Consider the following 13914-nt stretch of genomic DNA (forward strand, 5'->3'; position numbering starts at 1 on the left):
GCGCACTTTCGCCGCGCTAAACTAATGGCGGCTTTTGGCAATTTCTTGCAACCAGCGAACAAATCTGCGGGTTAGGTTTGTTTCATGCTCTCCGACTTGTAAGGTGTAGCATCCAGCATTGAACTCGGCGCATTCAGGTAACGGAACAAGACGCCCATCGGACAGCTCGGTCTCAACCATGAAACTGGAAGAGAGTATCATTCCCAGTCCAACGCAAGCCGCACGCAACGCTGCATCGTCCGAGTCAAAGCGATCCGCGAACTGGAGATCTACATCGTGCATGCCCGATTTTTCCATCCAGAGATGCCAATCCCAGTTCCCTTTTGCGCATTGAATTGCCGGAATGGTAACCAAATCGCATGGGTCTGCGAGTATTGATAGCAAAACCGGTGAAAGATACGGACGGCACACATCATCAAATAGGTCACGTACACCGGTCGGGCGTTCGCCCTCCCTATAGTATCCAATTGTGACATCTGCGCTGCCAGACAGTTGGCGAGCATCATCAAAAAAGGTCTCGACTTCTATATTTGCGTCGGGGTTCTTCGCTTTGAAAAGATAGAGTTTCGGTATCAGCCATCTAACCGCGAATGACATGGATGCCCGGACACGGAGAACGTTTGTGTTGCGGATGACATCTCCAAGAGAAGCATGGAGCAATTGCAAGCCGGGCAGTGCTTTCTGCGCCAAGCGCACACCAGCATCCGTCAATTCGATAGCATTATTGCTTCGAACAAAAAGCTGAGTTCCCAAAGACCGTTCAAGCGACTTTATCTGATGACTGACAGCCCCCGGTGTCACCAAGAGCTCATCTGCGGCCAGCTTGATACTCATATGCCGGGATGTGATCAGGAAAACGCGCAGAGCGTTCAAAGATATTGAACTCGGAAGCTGCATCAAAATCTCTCACTCTGATATAGAATAACTCGTTTGATTACAATGTGAAACTGAATTTAGAAGCAACCATTCTCTTCCAAGCAGGTTCTACATGCCGTCGTCCAATAAGTATGTCGAAGCGATCCTCTGGGTTCTTCTCAGCACCGCTTTGTTCACAGTGGTTTTCGCGGCAGCTAAGTTTGCCGACGGGGCAATTGGAACCTTTCAGATCCTGTTATTGAGATACATTGGCAGCTTTGTGACCGTGTCCTGGCTCGTGGTGCGCTCAGGTTCATTCAATCAGTACAAAAGCAATGTGCCGTTCCAGCATTTCTTGCGCGCGGTTTTTGGATGTTCGGCTGCGGCAGCCATCACTTGGGCGACCGCTCATATGCCCGTGGCAGACGCATCGGCCATCGGTATCCTCTACGGAGTCATAACCGTGTTGCTTGGCGTCCTGTTCCTTAAAGGACATGTTGGAATACGCCATTGGCTGGCCATAGCGATTTCACTTGCCGGAGCAGGGCTAATCATGGCCGTACAAGGCGCATTCCAAAGCCATATCGCTGGTCTCCCAGCCTTTGTTGCTCTTCTCAGTGCTTTTTTGATGGCCTCTGAAGGGTTGTTGATCCGAACCCTGAGCCAGACTGAAAGCGCACTGTCTATGATGCTCTACGTCTCCGGCTTTGGCATCCTTCTCCTATCTGTCCCAACTATGCTGGAGTGGCGCAATATCAGTGCAACGCTCGTCGTCGGTTGCGTTGCGCTCGGGCCACTGTCAGTCGCTGCACAGTATTGTACAATCAGGGGATACCGGATCGCACCGCTATCGGTCGTGGGACCGGTTGATTATTCATGGCTGATTTTTGCTATGATCTTGGGTTTCGTGGTTTTTGGCGAGCATCCCAGTATCGGGGCTATCGCAGGCGGCATCCTGATTGTCTCAGGCGGCATATTACTGTCCAATACTCGCGCACAGCAATGAAATTCAAGGCGCAGAGCCTTTTCTCCTATGAGAGCCGTGCAAAAAGCAGACATTCGAGCAACTCGCAGAATCGCGTAGTTTGGGCGCAAACCAGCCATTGCGCCAATTGCCACTCTCCACGAGGACCGATTAGATCTTCGGATCCGGATTCACCGTATGCCCATCAACCGCGATCACCTGACCCGAGACCAGCCGCGCCGCGTCCGAGGCCAGAAATACCGCCATCCCGGCGATATCGCGCCCCTCGATGAACCGACCCATCGACGTGCCCGACGCGTATCCCCGATAAACCTGATCGCGGGTCATGTCCTTGGCCTGCGCTTCGCGCGCAAGGACTTGCTCCATGCGCGGCCCCTCCACCGCGCCGGGACAGATGACATTGGCGCGGATGCCATGGGGGCCAAGTTCCATCGCCAGCGTTTTGCCCAGACCCACAACCGCCCATTTCGCCGCCGCATAAGGCGCCCGTCTTGGATAGCCGTATTGCCCCGCCGTCGAAGAAGTCAGCAGCATGACGCCCGATCCCTGCGCCTTCATCATGGGTGCGGCATGTTTGGCGCACAAAAACGCGCCATCCAGATTGACCGCCAGACAGTTGCGCCAGTCGTCCAGCTCGATATCCTCGACCAGAGCGGTCGGTCCGGCAATGCCCGCATTTGCGCAGAGCACATCCAACCCGCCCCAGTCCCGCGCGATCTCGGCAAACAACGCTGAAATCCCTGCCGCGTCGGAGACATCCACACGCGTGCGCCGCCAGCCTTCCGGGCATATCGAGAGCGCCTGTGTGTCGACATCCGCCACCCAGATCTGTGCGCCTGCCTCCGAAAACGCCTCGGCGACCGCGCGACCAACGCCCGAGGCCCCGGCTGTGATCAGAACGCGTTGACTCATGTCGGCTTCCGGATCGCGCTGCCCGCGCCCTCGGGATAGGGCAAGGCGGCTTGCGCCTCGCCAATTCTGGCCATCGCCGCCTCGATCCCGGCAGAGGGCGCGCAGGGCCGCCTTGTCTCCAGGTCAACATGCAGCAGAAAGCTTTCGCCAGTGGCCAGCAAGGTCTCTCCCTCATACATCCGATGGAACAGGTGCAGCTTCTTGCCCTGCCCCAGCAGCATCTGCGTGCGCACCTCGATCCGCGCCCCGGCATGGGTCTCATCGAGATGGCGAATATGGGTTTCGGCGGTGAAATAGCTGCCGCCCGAGGCGATATAGTCGGCGTCACAGCCGATCAGTTCCATGAACCGGTCGGTGGAACTGGCAAAGGCGTCGAGATATTTCGATTCCGTCATGTGGCCATTGTAATCGGTCCAGTCCAGCGGCACCGCGCGCGCGAGTGTCAGGATCGGCTGCGACAGGTCGTCGATCTGGTCGACATGGCCGGGCATCGCGGATTTGATCCGCTGGTCGTGCCGGTTCAGCACCTCACCCGCGCCCCAGTTCTGATGTTTGAGCGCGCGCATCATGCCCACCAGATTGTTGTCGCGGATGCGTTCCAGATCCCGGATTTCGTGATGGCCCGACTGCGCGTCGGATTGCGTGGCGATCAGGTCGACCAGCTCATCGGTGAACTCGGGCACATCCATCAGCTTGGTCCAGGGCCATTCCAGCGCCGGCCCGAACTGCGCCATGAAATGCCGCATCCCCGCCTCGCCGCCCGCCACGCGGTAGGTCTCGAACAGGCCCATCTGCGCCCAGCGGATGCCAAAGCCCATGCGGATCGCCTCGTCGATCTCATGAGTGGTGGCAACGCCATCCTTGACCAGCCAGAGCGCCTCGCGCCAGACCGCCTCGAGGAAACGATCAGCGATGTGGGCGTCGATTTCTTTCTTCACATGCAGCGGGAACAGACCCAGCCCGGTCAGGATATCCTTGGCCCGCTCGATATGGGCGGGATCATTGGCCGGAGAACTCACCAATTCGATCAGCGGCAGCAGATAAACCGGGTTGAACGGATGGGTCACCACGATCTGCTCGGGGCGCAGCGCGCCCTCTTGCAGTTCCGACGGTTTGAACCCGCTGGTTGAAGAGCCGATGATGGCAGAAGGATCACAGACCTCTTGCAGCTGTCTGTAAACGCGCCGTTTCAGATCCAGACGCTCGGGCACGCTTTCCTGTATCCAGACGGCGCCTTGCACGGCTTCCCCCAGATCCTCATGGAAACTCAGCCGCCCCTCCGGCGGCAAGGGCACATCACTCAGCCCGGGCAGCGAGCGGCGCGCATTGTCCAGCACCTCACCTATCTTGCGTTCCGCCTCGGGGTCCGGGTCGAACACCCGCACATCCCAGCCATTGAGCAGGAACCGCGCGGCCCAGCCGCCGCCGATCACACCACCGCCGATGATGGTCGCTACTGCCATTCTCATCTCTCCGACACACGCCGCGCAGTGGCGAAAAAAGGGGTGGGCGGGCGGGGCCCGCCCCTCAAAACAAACCCATCAAATCAGGACTGCGGCGCCTGTTTCACCAGACCCAGCTTCCCACGCACCTCCGCCGGGGTGATCACCCGCGCGCCCATGTTTTCAATGATGGTGCCCGCGCGCTCGACCAACTGCCAGTTCTGCGCCAGCTCACCCTTGCCGAGCCACAGGTTGTCCTCCAGCCCGACCCGCACATTGCCGCCCGCCAATACCGAAGCCGCCACATAAGCCATCTGATTGCGACCCAGCCCAAAGGCGCTGAACGTCCACTCATCAGGCACGTTGTTCACCATCGCCATGAAGGTGTTCAGATCATCTGGCGCGCCCCAGGGCACCCCCATGCAAAGCTGCACCAGCGCGTTGGGCTCCAGTACACCATCCTTGACCAGTTGTTTGGCATACCACAGATGGCCCGTATCAAACGCCTCGATCTCGGGCTTCACCCCCAGATCGGTCATCATCCTGCCCATCGCGGTCAGCATGCCGGGCGTGTTGGTCATCACGTAATCAGCCTCGGCAAAGTTCATCGTGCCGCAATCCAGGGTGCAGATCTCGGGCAGGCATTCAGCCACATGCGCAACGCGCTCGCTGGCCCCCACCATGTCGGTACCCCCGATGGTGGGCAGCGGGCTTTCCACCCCACCAAAGACCATGTCCCCCCCCATTCCGGCGGTCAGGTTCAGCACCATATCCACCTCGGCCTCGCGGATGCGGTCGGTCACCTCGCGATAAAGCTCCAGATCGCGCGAGGGCGCGCCGCTCTCGGGATCGCGCACATGGCAATGCACCACCGCTGCGCCTGCCTTGGCCGCTGCAATCGCGCTTTCGGCGATCTGCGCGGGCGAGCGCGGCACATGCGGGCTGCGATCCTGGGTGCCGCCCGAGCCGGTCACGGCGCAGGTGATAAAGACGTCTCGGTTCATTTGCAGAGGCATTTTGGGTTTTCCACAGCTTTTACCGGGTTTGGCCGGGTCCTATCCCCAGGTTTCTCCCCCGATTCCGATTTGATTCACCCACAACTCTGGCGCAGCCTGAGCCGAACCACTTGTCAGAATGCGAATCGAACTTGATGAAACCCGCAAAAAACATCCTCCAGCCCGAACATCGCGCCCTGAAAACCGGTGTGCTGGTGCTGGACGAGTGCAACACGCTCAGCTTCGCCGCTGCTGTCGACCCGATGCGCGCAGCCAATCGGCTGGCCGACCGCCCGGCTTTTGACTGGGATTATGTCACCGCCACGCCAGCGCCTGCGGAACTCACCAGCGCGCTGCAGGTGCCGGGTATTCCACTGGCACGCTTTGCCGGCTGCGAGTTGCTGATCGTGGTGGCCGGGTTTCACCTGGCCCGGCATGCCACACCCAGCCTGCTGGCCGGTCTGCGCCGCATCGCAAATGGTGGTGCAGCCCTGGCCGGGATCGATGGCGGACCCTGGCTGCTGGCCGAGGCCGGGCTGCTGGACGGGTATGCCGCCACCACCCATTGGGAGGATCTGGACAATTTCGCCAGCCGCTTCCCCGAGGTCGACATGCGCCCCGACCGGTTTGTGGTCTCGGGTCAACGCCTGACAAGCGGCGGCGCGGTGCCCGCGATCGAGATGATGCTGCACATCATCGCCGCCCGCCATGGCGCAGGCTTTGCCTCGCGTGTTGCAGGCCTCTTCCTGCATGACGGTCCGCAACCGCACAGCCGCCCGCAGACCCGACTGGGCAGCGACAGGCACAATACGCTGACGGCACGCGCCCATGCGCTGATGGAGGCCGCGCTTGATGACCCGCTGCCGCTGGTCGACATCGCCAAAGAACTCGGCACCTCGCCGCGCAGCCTGCAACAGCAGTTCCGCCTGCGCCTGAACACCACGCCGCAGGATCACTATCTGCACCTGCGCCTGTCCGAGGCCCGCCGACTGGTCACCGATACCGATCTGCCGCTGCTCGAGGTGGCGCTGGCCACCGGTTTCACCTCGCAATCCAGCTTTGCCCGCGCTTTCCGCACCGCCCACGACCTGTCGGCCCGCGACCTGCGTCAAAGCCGCGCCACCGCGGCGGAATGAGGCCTGCGATCTTCTTCTGTTGAAAATACCTCGGGGGAGTCGCCCTTGGGCGACGGGGGCAGCGCCCCCTCCCGCTTTCTCCTCAATACGGCATCGGTTGCGCCCGATGGGTGGCATTGATCTCACTCACAACCTCCTCGGACAGCTGCAGATCGGCCCCGGCCAGCACATGCTCAAGCTGCGCCATGGTGGTCGCACCAAAGATCGCCGACATGATGAAAGGCCGCGTCTTGCACCAGGCCAGCGCCATATGCACCGGGTCCAGCCCGTGTCGGGCGGCGATCTCCAGATAGGCGGCCACCGCGCCATAGACCCGTTCGGAATGCCGACCGCCCAGCCCCGGCGTGATCGACCGGCGCGAGCCTTCGGGGACCGCCCCGTTCTGATATTTTCCGGTCAGCAATCCGGTGCCCAGCGGCGAGAAGGCCATCAGCCCGACATCCTCCAGCACACTCAACTCGGCCAGATCGGTGTCATACAACCGGCAGAGCAGCGAATACTCGTTCTGGATTGACGCCACCCTTGGTCCCAGCCCCTTCTCGGACAGGCGCAGCCATTGCGCGGTGCCCCAGGCGCTTTCGTTGCTCAGGCCAAAGGCGCGGATGGTGCCCCTGTCCACCTCGCGCCGGAGCGCGCCAAGGCAATCCTCCATATCGGCAATCACCTCGGAATGCGCGTTGCCTGACGGATCATAATGCCAGTTCTGCCGGAACATGTAGCTGCCGCGATTGGGCCAGTGGAACTGGTAGAGGTCGATATAGTCGGTCTGCAACCGCCGCAGAGAACCTTCGATGGCCCCGGCGATGGTCGCGGACGAGATCGGCGCGCCATCGCGTACATAGCCCAACCCTTCGCCGGAATGTTTGGTCGCAAGAACATAATCCGCCCGCCGAGCCGGGTTGGCCGCGTTCCAGGTGCCCAGAATGTCCTCGGTGCGCCCGATGGTCTCCTTCGAGACCGGGTTCACCGGATACATCTCGGCGGTGTCGACAAAGTTGATGCCCGCGCCCAGCGCGACATCCATCTGCGCGTGCGCCTCCGATTCCGAAGTCTGGGTGCCGAATGTCATCGTCCCCAGGCAAAGTTCCGACACTTCGATGCCCGTCCGGCCCAGCGGGTTTCGTTTCATGACCTGTCCCCAATTCCAACGCGTTCCCGCAGAACCTAACCGCCCAGACCGGCGCGGCAAGCCCCTTTGCGTCAGCCCAGCGCCAGCGCCACGACACCGCAGAGGATGATGCTGGACCAGAACAGGCGGGTTTTCAGATGCCCCTCGCCCAGCAGCAGGCTGCCCATCAGAACCGTCAGCAACACGCTGACCTCGCGGATCGGGGCAACATAGATCACTGGTGTGAAGGTCATCGCAACCAGCACCAGAATATAGGCCAGCGGACAGAACACCGCGATTGCCAGAACCTCGGGCCGGTGTTGCGCCCAGAGCCGTGCCACCGCCTGCCTGCGCCGCAAGGCCACCGGCGCCAGCAGAACGATCCTGCCAATGCTCGAGGCATAATCCAGCAGCAAAGGCGGCACCAGCAGGACCGAGACGGCATAGGCGTCCCAGGCGGTATAGCTGCCGATCAGCAGCCCCGCCCCCACACCAAACGCCGCCGAAACCAGCGCCCTGTTGCCGCCCCGCCCGAACCCGCCGGTCAGCATCAGCACGCCAAAGACAATCGTGACCCCGCCCATCACGGTCTGCGCGGTCACCGCCTCGCCCAGGAACAGCACGGCAAAACAGGTCGCCAGCAGCGGCCCGGTAGAGCGCGCCGTGGGATAGACCAGCGACAGCGCGCCGTGGCGGTAGCCGGTCTGCAACAGCAGGAAATAGCCCAGATGGATCGCCACGCTGCCCAGCACGAACAGGATCTGGCCGCCACTGAACCCGTTGATGCCGGACGCGGCATAAAGCGCCAGAGGCAGGTAGATCACCGCAGAGACGACCGAGAACAGCCAGACCAGTTCCGCCCCCGCATTCAGGCGTTTGACAAAGAAATTCCAGGTGGCGTGGCAGACAGCGGCGGTCAGGACCAGCGCAAGACCAAGGACGGACATGGATCACCTCAAAGACGGTTTCGACAAGACGTGCCAAAGCACGCCCGTCCATCCCCCCTGGCTTTTTCGTCTTTTGGGTGTCCGCCCGTACACGGGCTCGTAACGGCGCTCGGTCCGGACCTGCGATGCAGCGGAACCCTAGCCGCACATGGATGGGCGGCATCAGGTTACGCAGGAGCGAGCGGAAAATCAAAGACGGATTCTGTCAACTGACCGGCGTGACGGCATGCGGATAGTCTTCGGCCACGACCTGCCGGATCACGTCGCGGAACAGGTGAAAGGCGCGCGGATTGCCACTGTTCCTGCGCCACGCCAACCCGACCGTGCGGTGCAGGCCCGGCTGCAGATGCAGGACCGAGACGTCGCCGTCGCGCTGTCGTACCTCGGAGTCCACGTAGAGCGACGGCAACAGGGTAACGCCCATATCCAGCGAGACCATCTGGCGCAGCGCATCCAGGCTGGTGCCCTCGAACTCTTCCAGCAAGGTGGCGCCGGTCGCCTCGCACAGATCCGCGATCTGCCGGTGCAGCGCATAGGCCGGGCTGAGGCTGAGCACCTTCTGTCCACCCAGATCGGCGCGCTTTGCCGTGTCACCGCCCGCCAGCGGATGGGAATGCGCCACGCCCAGCAAAAGTGGTTCGCGAAACAGCGGCTGCATCTGCACCTCGTCGCTGTGCACCGGCAGCTGCGTCAGGATGATATCGTGCCGCCCCGCGACCAGATCCTCTGTCAGGTCGCGCAGGGCACCGTCGCGAATGACCAGCTTCAGTTCGGGATAGGCCGCATGCAGCCGCCGCAGCACGCGGGGCAGCAGATAGGGGCCGATGGTCGGGGTCGAACCAAGGCGCAACGTGCCGCTGAGGCTGGCCTGCAACGGGCTGGCATAGTCTTCGATCTGCGCCACCTCGTGCAGCACCCGCGCCGCCAGGCCGGCTATGTCGCGGCCTTCGGGTGTCAGGATCAGCCCGCTGCGCCGACGCTCCAGCAGACGCACGCCAAGCGTTTCTTCCAGAGCGCTGATCTGCAGGCTCAGCGATGGCTGGCTGATACCCAGTTGTCGCGCCGCACGCCGGTACTGCCCGGCAGTGGCAAGCGCCGCAAAATAGCGGATCTGGCGCAATGTAATGTCGTTGGCCATGGCTCGATCTGCCTTTTCAGGATTGGTTTTTCCTATCTTACTTAATCATACCATTGCCTTCTTTCGAGGTCGCATGTCCCCATATCGAATGCGAGGGCCGGGGAAAGATCACCGGCCCCTTCGCAAACAGGAGGTATCACATGAACAAAAGCCCGCGTGTCAAAGCCCTTTCGCTCAGAATCCGCATGGCTGAGCTGAAGAACCGGCATCACGAGTTGAAGGCGCGTATCGCCAAGGAACTCAAACGCCCCCTGCCCTGCAGCCTTCAGCTTCGCAAGCTCAAGCGCCGCCGCCTGTTGATCAAGGACGAACTGGCCCGCCACGAGGGGCTGCTGCGCTTGCTCGACGCCATGCCGCGCCCCGGCAAGCTTGGCAACCCGGCCTGAACAAGAGCGCGCCCCAAAGCCGGTGACCCGGCATTTGGACCAAACTGCACATCAAAACAACAACCTGGAGCATGGCTCGCGACACAGAAAATCGCGGTGCGTGCTCAAAAGGAGAGGACATGTTCGGATTTCTGGATATGAAACAAGTCGTTAATATGTTACACAGCACCGATCTCGTCGACATGCGCGATGCGATCCTGAGCGATGACGAAGACGGGCCGGATGGCGGCAGCCCCTGCGCCCGTGAAGAAAAGGTGGAAAACGACGCAAATCACGACCGGCATGTTGCGATACCGCTATATGCATGAGTACAAGGTCCGAAGAGCTATCTGTCCAAAAGGACGACCAACTCCAAGGACTACTTTTAGAACTCCGGGCGGAGGTACACTCACGGACCACCCAGCCTTCGCCCATTCGCCGCCGGACGGCCTCGGGTATCACTTCCCGGATTCCCGGTCCCGAGAGCCTCTGAGCGTGCAGCCCGGCGTTACCCCCCAGACAGGACGGCAACGCCGGGCAGTGCCTTGCCTTCCATCCATTCCAGAAACGCACCGCCCGCGGTCGAGATATAGGTGAAATCCTGTGCAGCTCCGGCCTTGTTCAGGGCGGCGACCGTATCCCCACCCCCGGCAACCGAAATCAGCGATCCGGCACGGGTCAGGTCCGCCGCCTTGCGGGCCGCGGCATTGGTGGCCGCGTCAAACGGCTCGATCTCGAAGGCGCCCATCGGGCCGTTCCAGATCAGCGTCTTCGCGCCCTCCAGCACCTCTGAGACCTGCGCAACGGTCTGAGGTCCGGCATCGAGGATCATCGCATCCTCGGGGCAGGCATCGGCGGGCACGGTTTCATTCGCTGCACCTGCTTTGAATTCGCGGGCCACGACCACATCGACAGGCAACAGGATCGCGCAACCGGCCTCGGAAGCCTTGGTCAGTATCTCGGACGCCGTGCCGGTCATGTCATGCTCGCACAGCGACTTGCCCACCGAAATCCCTTGTGCCGCGAGGAATGTGTTGGCCATGCCGCCGCCGATAACCAGATGATCGACCTTGGCCACCAGATTGCCCAGCAGTTCCAGCTTGGTCGACACCTTGGCCCCGCCCACAACCGCCACCACCGGGCGCTGCGGCTTGCCCAGCGCGCGTTCCAGCGCCTCCAGTTCGGCCTGCATCAGACGGCCCGCACAGGCGGGCAGTAGCCGTGCCAGCGCCTCGGTCGAGGCATGGGCGCGATGGGCCGCCGAAAACGCATCGTTGCAATAGATATCGCCCAGCGCCGCCATCCCGGCGGCAAGCTCGGGGTCGTTCTTTTCTTCACCTGAATGGAAACGAGTGTTTTCCAGCAGCAACACAGTGCCTTGGGCAAGGCTGTCCACCGCGGCCTGCGCCGCCGGACCCCGGCAATCGGCACAAAAGGTGACAGGCGCGCCAATGGCGGCCTCCAGCGCGGGCACCAGCGGGCGCAGCGACATCTCGGGCACGACCTTGCCTTTGGGCCGTCCGAAATGGGCCAGCAGAATCGGCGTGCCCCCGGCCTGCAGGATGTCCCCCACCGTGGGCGCGATCCGGCGGATACGGGTATCATCGGTGACGCGGCCGTCTTCGACCGGTACGTTGATATCGACCCGGACAAGAACCCGTTTGCCCGACAGGTCCATGTCGTCCAGTGTTTTCCAAGTCATTCCCGGTCTCCGCGATAAATGGCCAATGCTTGAGCGCTTGTTTTCCCGGAAACCGCCGCCACGTCAATGCACGACTTGGCTTTCCTGCATCGCACGCTTAGGTATGCGTCCATATCCAGAAACAGGAGGGCCAGATGGCCGAGATCAAGGACCCGGAAAACACCATCATCATCGAGCTGGCAGGCGGCAAAGTGGTTATCGAACTGCTGCCCGACGTGGCGCCCCAGCACAGCGCGCGGATGAAGGAACTGGCCCGTGGCGGCGAATATGACAATGTCGCCTTTCACCGGGTGATCGACGGTTTCATGGCGCAGACCGGTGATGTGGAACATGGCGACATGGAAGACGGGTTCAACCTGAACCGGGCAGGAACCGGTGGCTCGTCGAAGCCCGACGTTCCGGCCGAGTTCTCGAAGCTGCCCCATGACCGCGGCACACTGGGTGCGGCCCGTTCGGCCAATCCCGACAGTGCGAACTCGCAGTTCTTCATCAACTTCAAGGACAACCATTTTCTCAACGGTCAGTACACGGTCTATGGCCGGGTGATCGACGGGATGGAGCATGTGGATGCCATCGTGCGCGGCGAGCCGCCCGCAAGCCCCGACCGGATGATCAGCGTCAAGGTGGCCGCAGATGCGTAAGCTGGCCGCCGTATTTGCCCTGATGGCCAGTCCGGCTTTGGCGACCGGCCTTCAGATCGAGGTCGAGGGCGAAGGCGCCAATGGCACCATCACCGTCGATCTGCTTGACGATGTGGCACCCAAACATGTGGAACAGATCGCCGCCCTGGCCAGCGAAGGCCAGTATGATGGCGTGGTGTTTCACCGGGTGATCGATGGTTTCATGGCCCAGACCGGCGATGTGCAGTTCGGCAAGCTGGGCGGCGACATGCGCCGTGCCGGCACCGGAGGATCAACCCGCGACGATCTGCCGGCAGAGTTCTCGGACCTGCCCTTTGAGCGCGGCGTGATCGGCATGGCGCGCGCGCAGGATCCCAACAGCGCCAACTCGCAATTCTTCATCATGTTCGATCCGGGCCCGTTCCTGAACGGGCAATACACGGTCGTCGGCAAGGTGACGGACGGCATGGATGTGGTCGACGCGATCAAGCGCGGCGATGGCCCCAACGGTGCTGTCACCGGCCAGCCCGACGTGATGAAAAAGGTCACCGTGACCGAGTGATCCCGTCGTTCGGGACAGACATAATCCGCGCCGGGGCCCATCCGGCGCGGATTTTTTTGAAAACAAGGCGGGTCCTCACGTTGCTGAACTCTGTTCACAACCCCGTGGCGGTGCTTTGCGGTGGTGACGGCCCGGGCCATCATGCGGTATCCGAAAGGACCTGCTGATGTACCGTCTTGTCCTGATCCTTGCGCTCCTTGCTGCCGGACCGGCGCTGGCCAATCCCGACCGCTGGCGCGCGGAATGGCCCGGGACCGATTTCAGCCACACCGCCATTTCCGACTGGGATGAGATTCAATCGGGCGGACCACCCAGGGACGGTATCCCGGCGATCAGCGATCCCACCTTCCTGCGCGCCTCGGACGAGACCCGGCTGGGAGGGCGCGAGCCGGTCATCACGGTCGAGATCGACGGGGCTGAACCGCGCGCCTATCCGATCCGTTACCTGATCTGGCATGAGATCGTGAATGACAGCATCGGCGGCATTCCGGTTGCGGTGACCTATTGTCCCTTGTGCAATTCCGGCCTGACCTTCGACCGGCGCACCGCTGCGGGGACGCTCAGCTTTGGGGTCTCGGGCAAGCTGCGCCATTCCGACATGATCATGTATGATCGCGAGACCGAAAGCTGGTGGCAGCAGGCCATCGGCACCGCCATCGTCGGGCAATTGACCGGAACCGAGTTGCCCTCCCTGCCCAGTTGGATGGAAAGCTGGGACGATTTCCGCACCCGCCACCCCGACGGGCTGGTGATGGCGGAGCCTGCGTTCACCAGGGACTATGGCCGCAACCCCTATCGCAACTATGACAGCTCGGCGCGGCCTTTCCTCTATTCCGGCGAGAACCCGCCCCATGGCATCAATCCTCTGGCCCGCGTTGTGCGGGTGGGCGACAGCGCCTGGACGCTGGAACGGCTGCGGCGCGAGGGCGCGATCACCGAGACCGGCGTAACGCTGATCTGGCACGGCGGACAGGCCTCGGCATTGGACAAGGCCCGCATCGCGCGGGGGCGCGACGTGGGCTCGGTGCGGGTGCGTGATGGCGCGGGCCAAGACCTGCCCCATGACGTGATGTTCGCCTTTGCCTTTCACGCCTTCTGGCCCGAGGGCCGCTGGATGCTCGCAGAATGAGACCTCTGGTCAAGCACC

At 62.0% G+C, this 13914-nt stretch carries 15 protein-coding genes; 7 read left to right on the top strand and 8 right to left on the bottom strand.

Features of this window, described 5'->3' with window-relative positions; all coding sequences use genetic code 11:
• Positions 1 to 21: 21 nt before the first annotated feature.
• Positions 22 to 897, bottom strand: a complete 876-nt coding sequence (locus tag M3P21_RS10140) for a LysR family transcriptional regulator (RefSeq protein ID WP_283780922.1) — start codon at positions 895 to 897, stop codon at positions 22 to 24.
• Positions 898 to 988: 91 nt separating this feature from the next.
• On the opposite strand from M3P21_RS10140, the gene M3P21_RS10145 reads away from it, so the two are divergent.
• Positions 989 to 1861 (top strand): DMT family transporter, encoded by an 873-nt coding sequence (locus M3P21_RS10145; protein ID WP_249709790.1) that lies wholly within the window; start codon positions 989 to 991, stop codon positions 1859 to 1861.
• Between the two features lie 129 nt (positions 1862 to 1990).
• Here the strand turns inward: M3P21_RS10145 and M3P21_RS10150 are convergent, their stop codons facing one another.
• From M3P21_RS10150 to bcoG, 3 genes are all read right to left on the bottom strand, one after another.
• Entirely contained in the window at positions 1991 to 2752 is a 762-nt protein-coding gene (locus tag M3P21_RS10150; protein ID WP_249709792.1) for an SDR family oxidoreductase, read from the bottom strand.
• On the bottom strand, positions 2749 to 4215 hold the full coding sequence (locus M3P21_RS10155) for a carnitine 3-dehydrogenase (protein WP_249709793.1): 1467 nt from the start codon (positions 4213 to 4215) through the stop codon (positions 2749 to 2751). Before M3P21_RS10155 ends, M3P21_RS10150 begins: the two co-directional genes overlap by 4 nt.
• Before the next feature lie 83 nt (positions 4216 to 4298).
• Positions 4299 to 5210, bottom strand: coding sequence for a 3-dehydrocarnitine:acetyl-CoA trimethylamine transferase BcoG (gene bcoG / locus M3P21_RS10160; protein ID WP_249709797.1), 912 nt, complete (start codon positions 5208 to 5210; stop codon positions 4299 to 4301).
• Positions 5211 to 5344: 134 nt separating this feature from the next.
• On the opposite strand from bcoG, the gene M3P21_RS10165 reads away from it, so the two are divergent.
• The gene (locus M3P21_RS10165; protein WP_249709799.1) at positions 5345 to 6325 is read left to right on the top strand and encodes a GlxA family transcriptional regulator; all 981 of its coding nucleotides are present in this window, start codon (positions 5345 to 5347) and stop codon (positions 6323 to 6325) included.
• 82 nt (positions 6326 to 6407) lie between these two features.
• Here the strand turns inward: M3P21_RS10165 and M3P21_RS10170 are convergent, their stop codons facing one another.
• The 3 genes from M3P21_RS10170 to M3P21_RS10180 form a co-directional block, all read right to left on the bottom strand.
• Positions 6408 to 7454, bottom strand: coding sequence for an aldo/keto reductase (locus M3P21_RS10170; RefSeq protein WP_249709801.1), 1047 nt, complete (start codon positions 7452 to 7454; stop codon positions 6408 to 6410).
• Positions 7455 to 7525: 71 nt separating this feature from the next.
• Entirely contained in the window at positions 7526 to 8380 is an 855-nt protein-coding gene (locus M3P21_RS10175; RefSeq protein ID WP_249709803.1) for an EamA family transporter, read from the bottom strand.
• Between the two features lie 205 nt (positions 8381 to 8585).
• A complete protein-coding gene (locus M3P21_RS10180; protein WP_249709804.1) occupies positions 8586 to 9518 on the bottom strand; it encodes a hydrogen peroxide-inducible genes activator in 933 nt (310 codons plus the stop codon).
• Between the two features lie 140 nt (positions 9519 to 9658).
• Here M3P21_RS10180 and M3P21_RS10185 point away from each other — a divergent pair, with 140 nt between their 5' ends.
• Positions 9659 to 9904 carry a DUF465 domain-containing protein gene (locus tag M3P21_RS10185; RefSeq protein ID WP_249709806.1) on the top strand — a complete coding sequence of 82 codons (246 nt, stop codon included), beginning with the start codon at positions 9659 to 9661 and terminating at the stop codon, positions 9902 to 9904.
• A 119-nt stretch (positions 9905 to 10023) separates the two neighbouring features.
• Positions 10024 to 10212 (top strand): hypothetical protein, encoded by a 189-nt coding sequence (locus M3P21_RS10190; RefSeq protein ID WP_249709808.1) that lies wholly within the window; start codon positions 10024 to 10026, stop codon positions 10210 to 10212.
• Between the two features lie 179 nt (positions 10213 to 10391).
• Here the strand turns inward: M3P21_RS10190 and M3P21_RS10195 are convergent, their stop codons facing one another.
• Positions 10392 to 11585: a phosphoglycerate kinase gene (locus M3P21_RS10195; protein ID WP_249709810.1), complete on the bottom strand. Its 1194-nt coding sequence runs from the start codon at positions 11583 to 11585 to the stop codon at positions 10392 to 10394.
• A 134-nt stretch (positions 11586 to 11719) separates the two neighbouring features.
• On the opposite strand from M3P21_RS10195, the gene M3P21_RS10200 reads away from it, so the two are divergent.
• The 3 genes from M3P21_RS10200 to M3P21_RS10210 all read left to right on the top strand — a co-directional run bounded on the left by M3P21_RS10200 (position 11720) and on the right by M3P21_RS10210 (position 13896).
• Positions 11720 to 12226: a peptidylprolyl isomerase gene (locus tag M3P21_RS10200; RefSeq protein WP_249709812.1), complete on the top strand. Its 507-nt coding sequence runs from the start codon at positions 11720 to 11722 to the stop codon at positions 12224 to 12226.
• Positions 12219 to 12767 (top strand): peptidylprolyl isomerase, encoded by a 549-nt coding sequence (locus M3P21_RS10205; protein WP_249709814.1) that lies wholly within the window; start codon positions 12219 to 12221, stop codon positions 12765 to 12767. The genes M3P21_RS10200 and M3P21_RS10205 overlap by 8 nt, the downstream gene beginning before the upstream one ends.
• Positions 12768 to 12933: 166 nt before the next feature.
• Positions 12934 to 13896 (top strand): DUF3179 domain-containing protein, encoded by a 963-nt coding sequence (locus tag M3P21_RS10210; protein WP_249709815.1) that lies wholly within the window; start codon positions 12934 to 12936, stop codon positions 13894 to 13896.
• Positions 13897 to 13914 lie beyond the last annotated feature (18 nt).

It is taken from the genome of Ruegeria spongiae (assembly GCF_023502395.1).
Lineage (GTDB): Bacteria > Pseudomonadota > Alphaproteobacteria > Rhodobacterales > Rhodobacteraceae > Ruegeria_C > Ruegeria_C spongiae.

What these genes read in the sequence shown, in the direction of transcription:
- M3P21_RS10140 (WP_283780922.1), bottom strand. Translation starts at nt 897, where the DNA reads ATGCAGCTTCCGAGTTCAATATCTTTGAACGCTCTGCGCGTTTTCCTG.
- M3P21_RS10210 (WP_249709815.1), top strand. Translation starts at nt 12,934, where the DNA reads ATGTACCGTCTTGTCCTGATCCTTGCGCTCCTTGCTGCCGGACCGGCG.
- bcoG (WP_249709797.1), bottom strand. Translation starts at nt 5,210, where the DNA reads ATGCCTCTGCAAATGAACCGAGACGTCTTTATCACCTGCGCCGTGACC.
- M3P21_RS10180 (WP_249709804.1), bottom strand. Translation starts at nt 9,518, where the DNA reads ATGGCCAACGACATTACATTGCGCCAGATCCGCTATTTTGCGGCGCTT.
- M3P21_RS10205 (WP_249709814.1), top strand. Translation starts at nt 12,219, where the DNA reads ATGCGTAAGCTGGCCGCCGTATTTGCCCTGATGGCCAGTCCGGCTTTG.
- M3P21_RS10190 (WP_249709808.1), top strand. Translation starts at nt 10,024, where the DNA reads ATGTTCGGATTTCTGGATATGAAACAAGTCGTTAATATGTTACACAGC.
- M3P21_RS10145 (WP_249709790.1), top strand. Translation starts at nt 989, where the DNA reads ATGCCGTCGTCCAATAAGTATGTCGAAGCGATCCTCTGGGTTCTTCTC.
- M3P21_RS10175 (WP_249709803.1), bottom strand. Translation starts at nt 8,380, where the DNA reads ATGTCCGTCCTTGGTCTTGCGCTGGTCCTGACCGCCGCTGTCTGCCAC.
- M3P21_RS10165 (WP_249709799.1), top strand. Translation starts at nt 5,345, where the DNA reads ATGAAACCCGCAAAAAACATCCTCCAGCCCGAACATCGCGCCCTGAAA.
- M3P21_RS10170 (WP_249709801.1), bottom strand. Translation starts at nt 7,454, where the DNA reads ATGAAACGAAACCCGCTGGGCCGGACGGGCATCGAAGTGTCGGAACTT.
- M3P21_RS10200 (WP_249709812.1), top strand. Translation starts at nt 11,720, where the DNA reads ATGGCCGAGATCAAGGACCCGGAAAACACCATCATCATCGAGCTGGCA.
- M3P21_RS10185 (WP_249709806.1), top strand. Translation starts at nt 9,659, where the DNA reads ATGAACAAAAGCCCGCGTGTCAAAGCCCTTTCGCTCAGAATCCGCATG.
- M3P21_RS10195 (WP_249709810.1), bottom strand. Translation starts at nt 11,585, where the DNA reads ATGACTTGGAAAACACTGGACGACATGGACCTGTCGGGCAAACGGGTT.
- M3P21_RS10155 (WP_249709793.1), bottom strand. Translation starts at nt 4,215, where the DNA reads ATGGCAGTAGCGACCATCATCGGCGGTGGTGTGATCGGCGGCGGCTGG.
- M3P21_RS10150 (WP_249709792.1), bottom strand. Translation starts at nt 2,752, where the DNA reads ATGAGTCAACGCGTTCTGATCACAGCCGGGGCCTCGGGCGTTGGTCGC.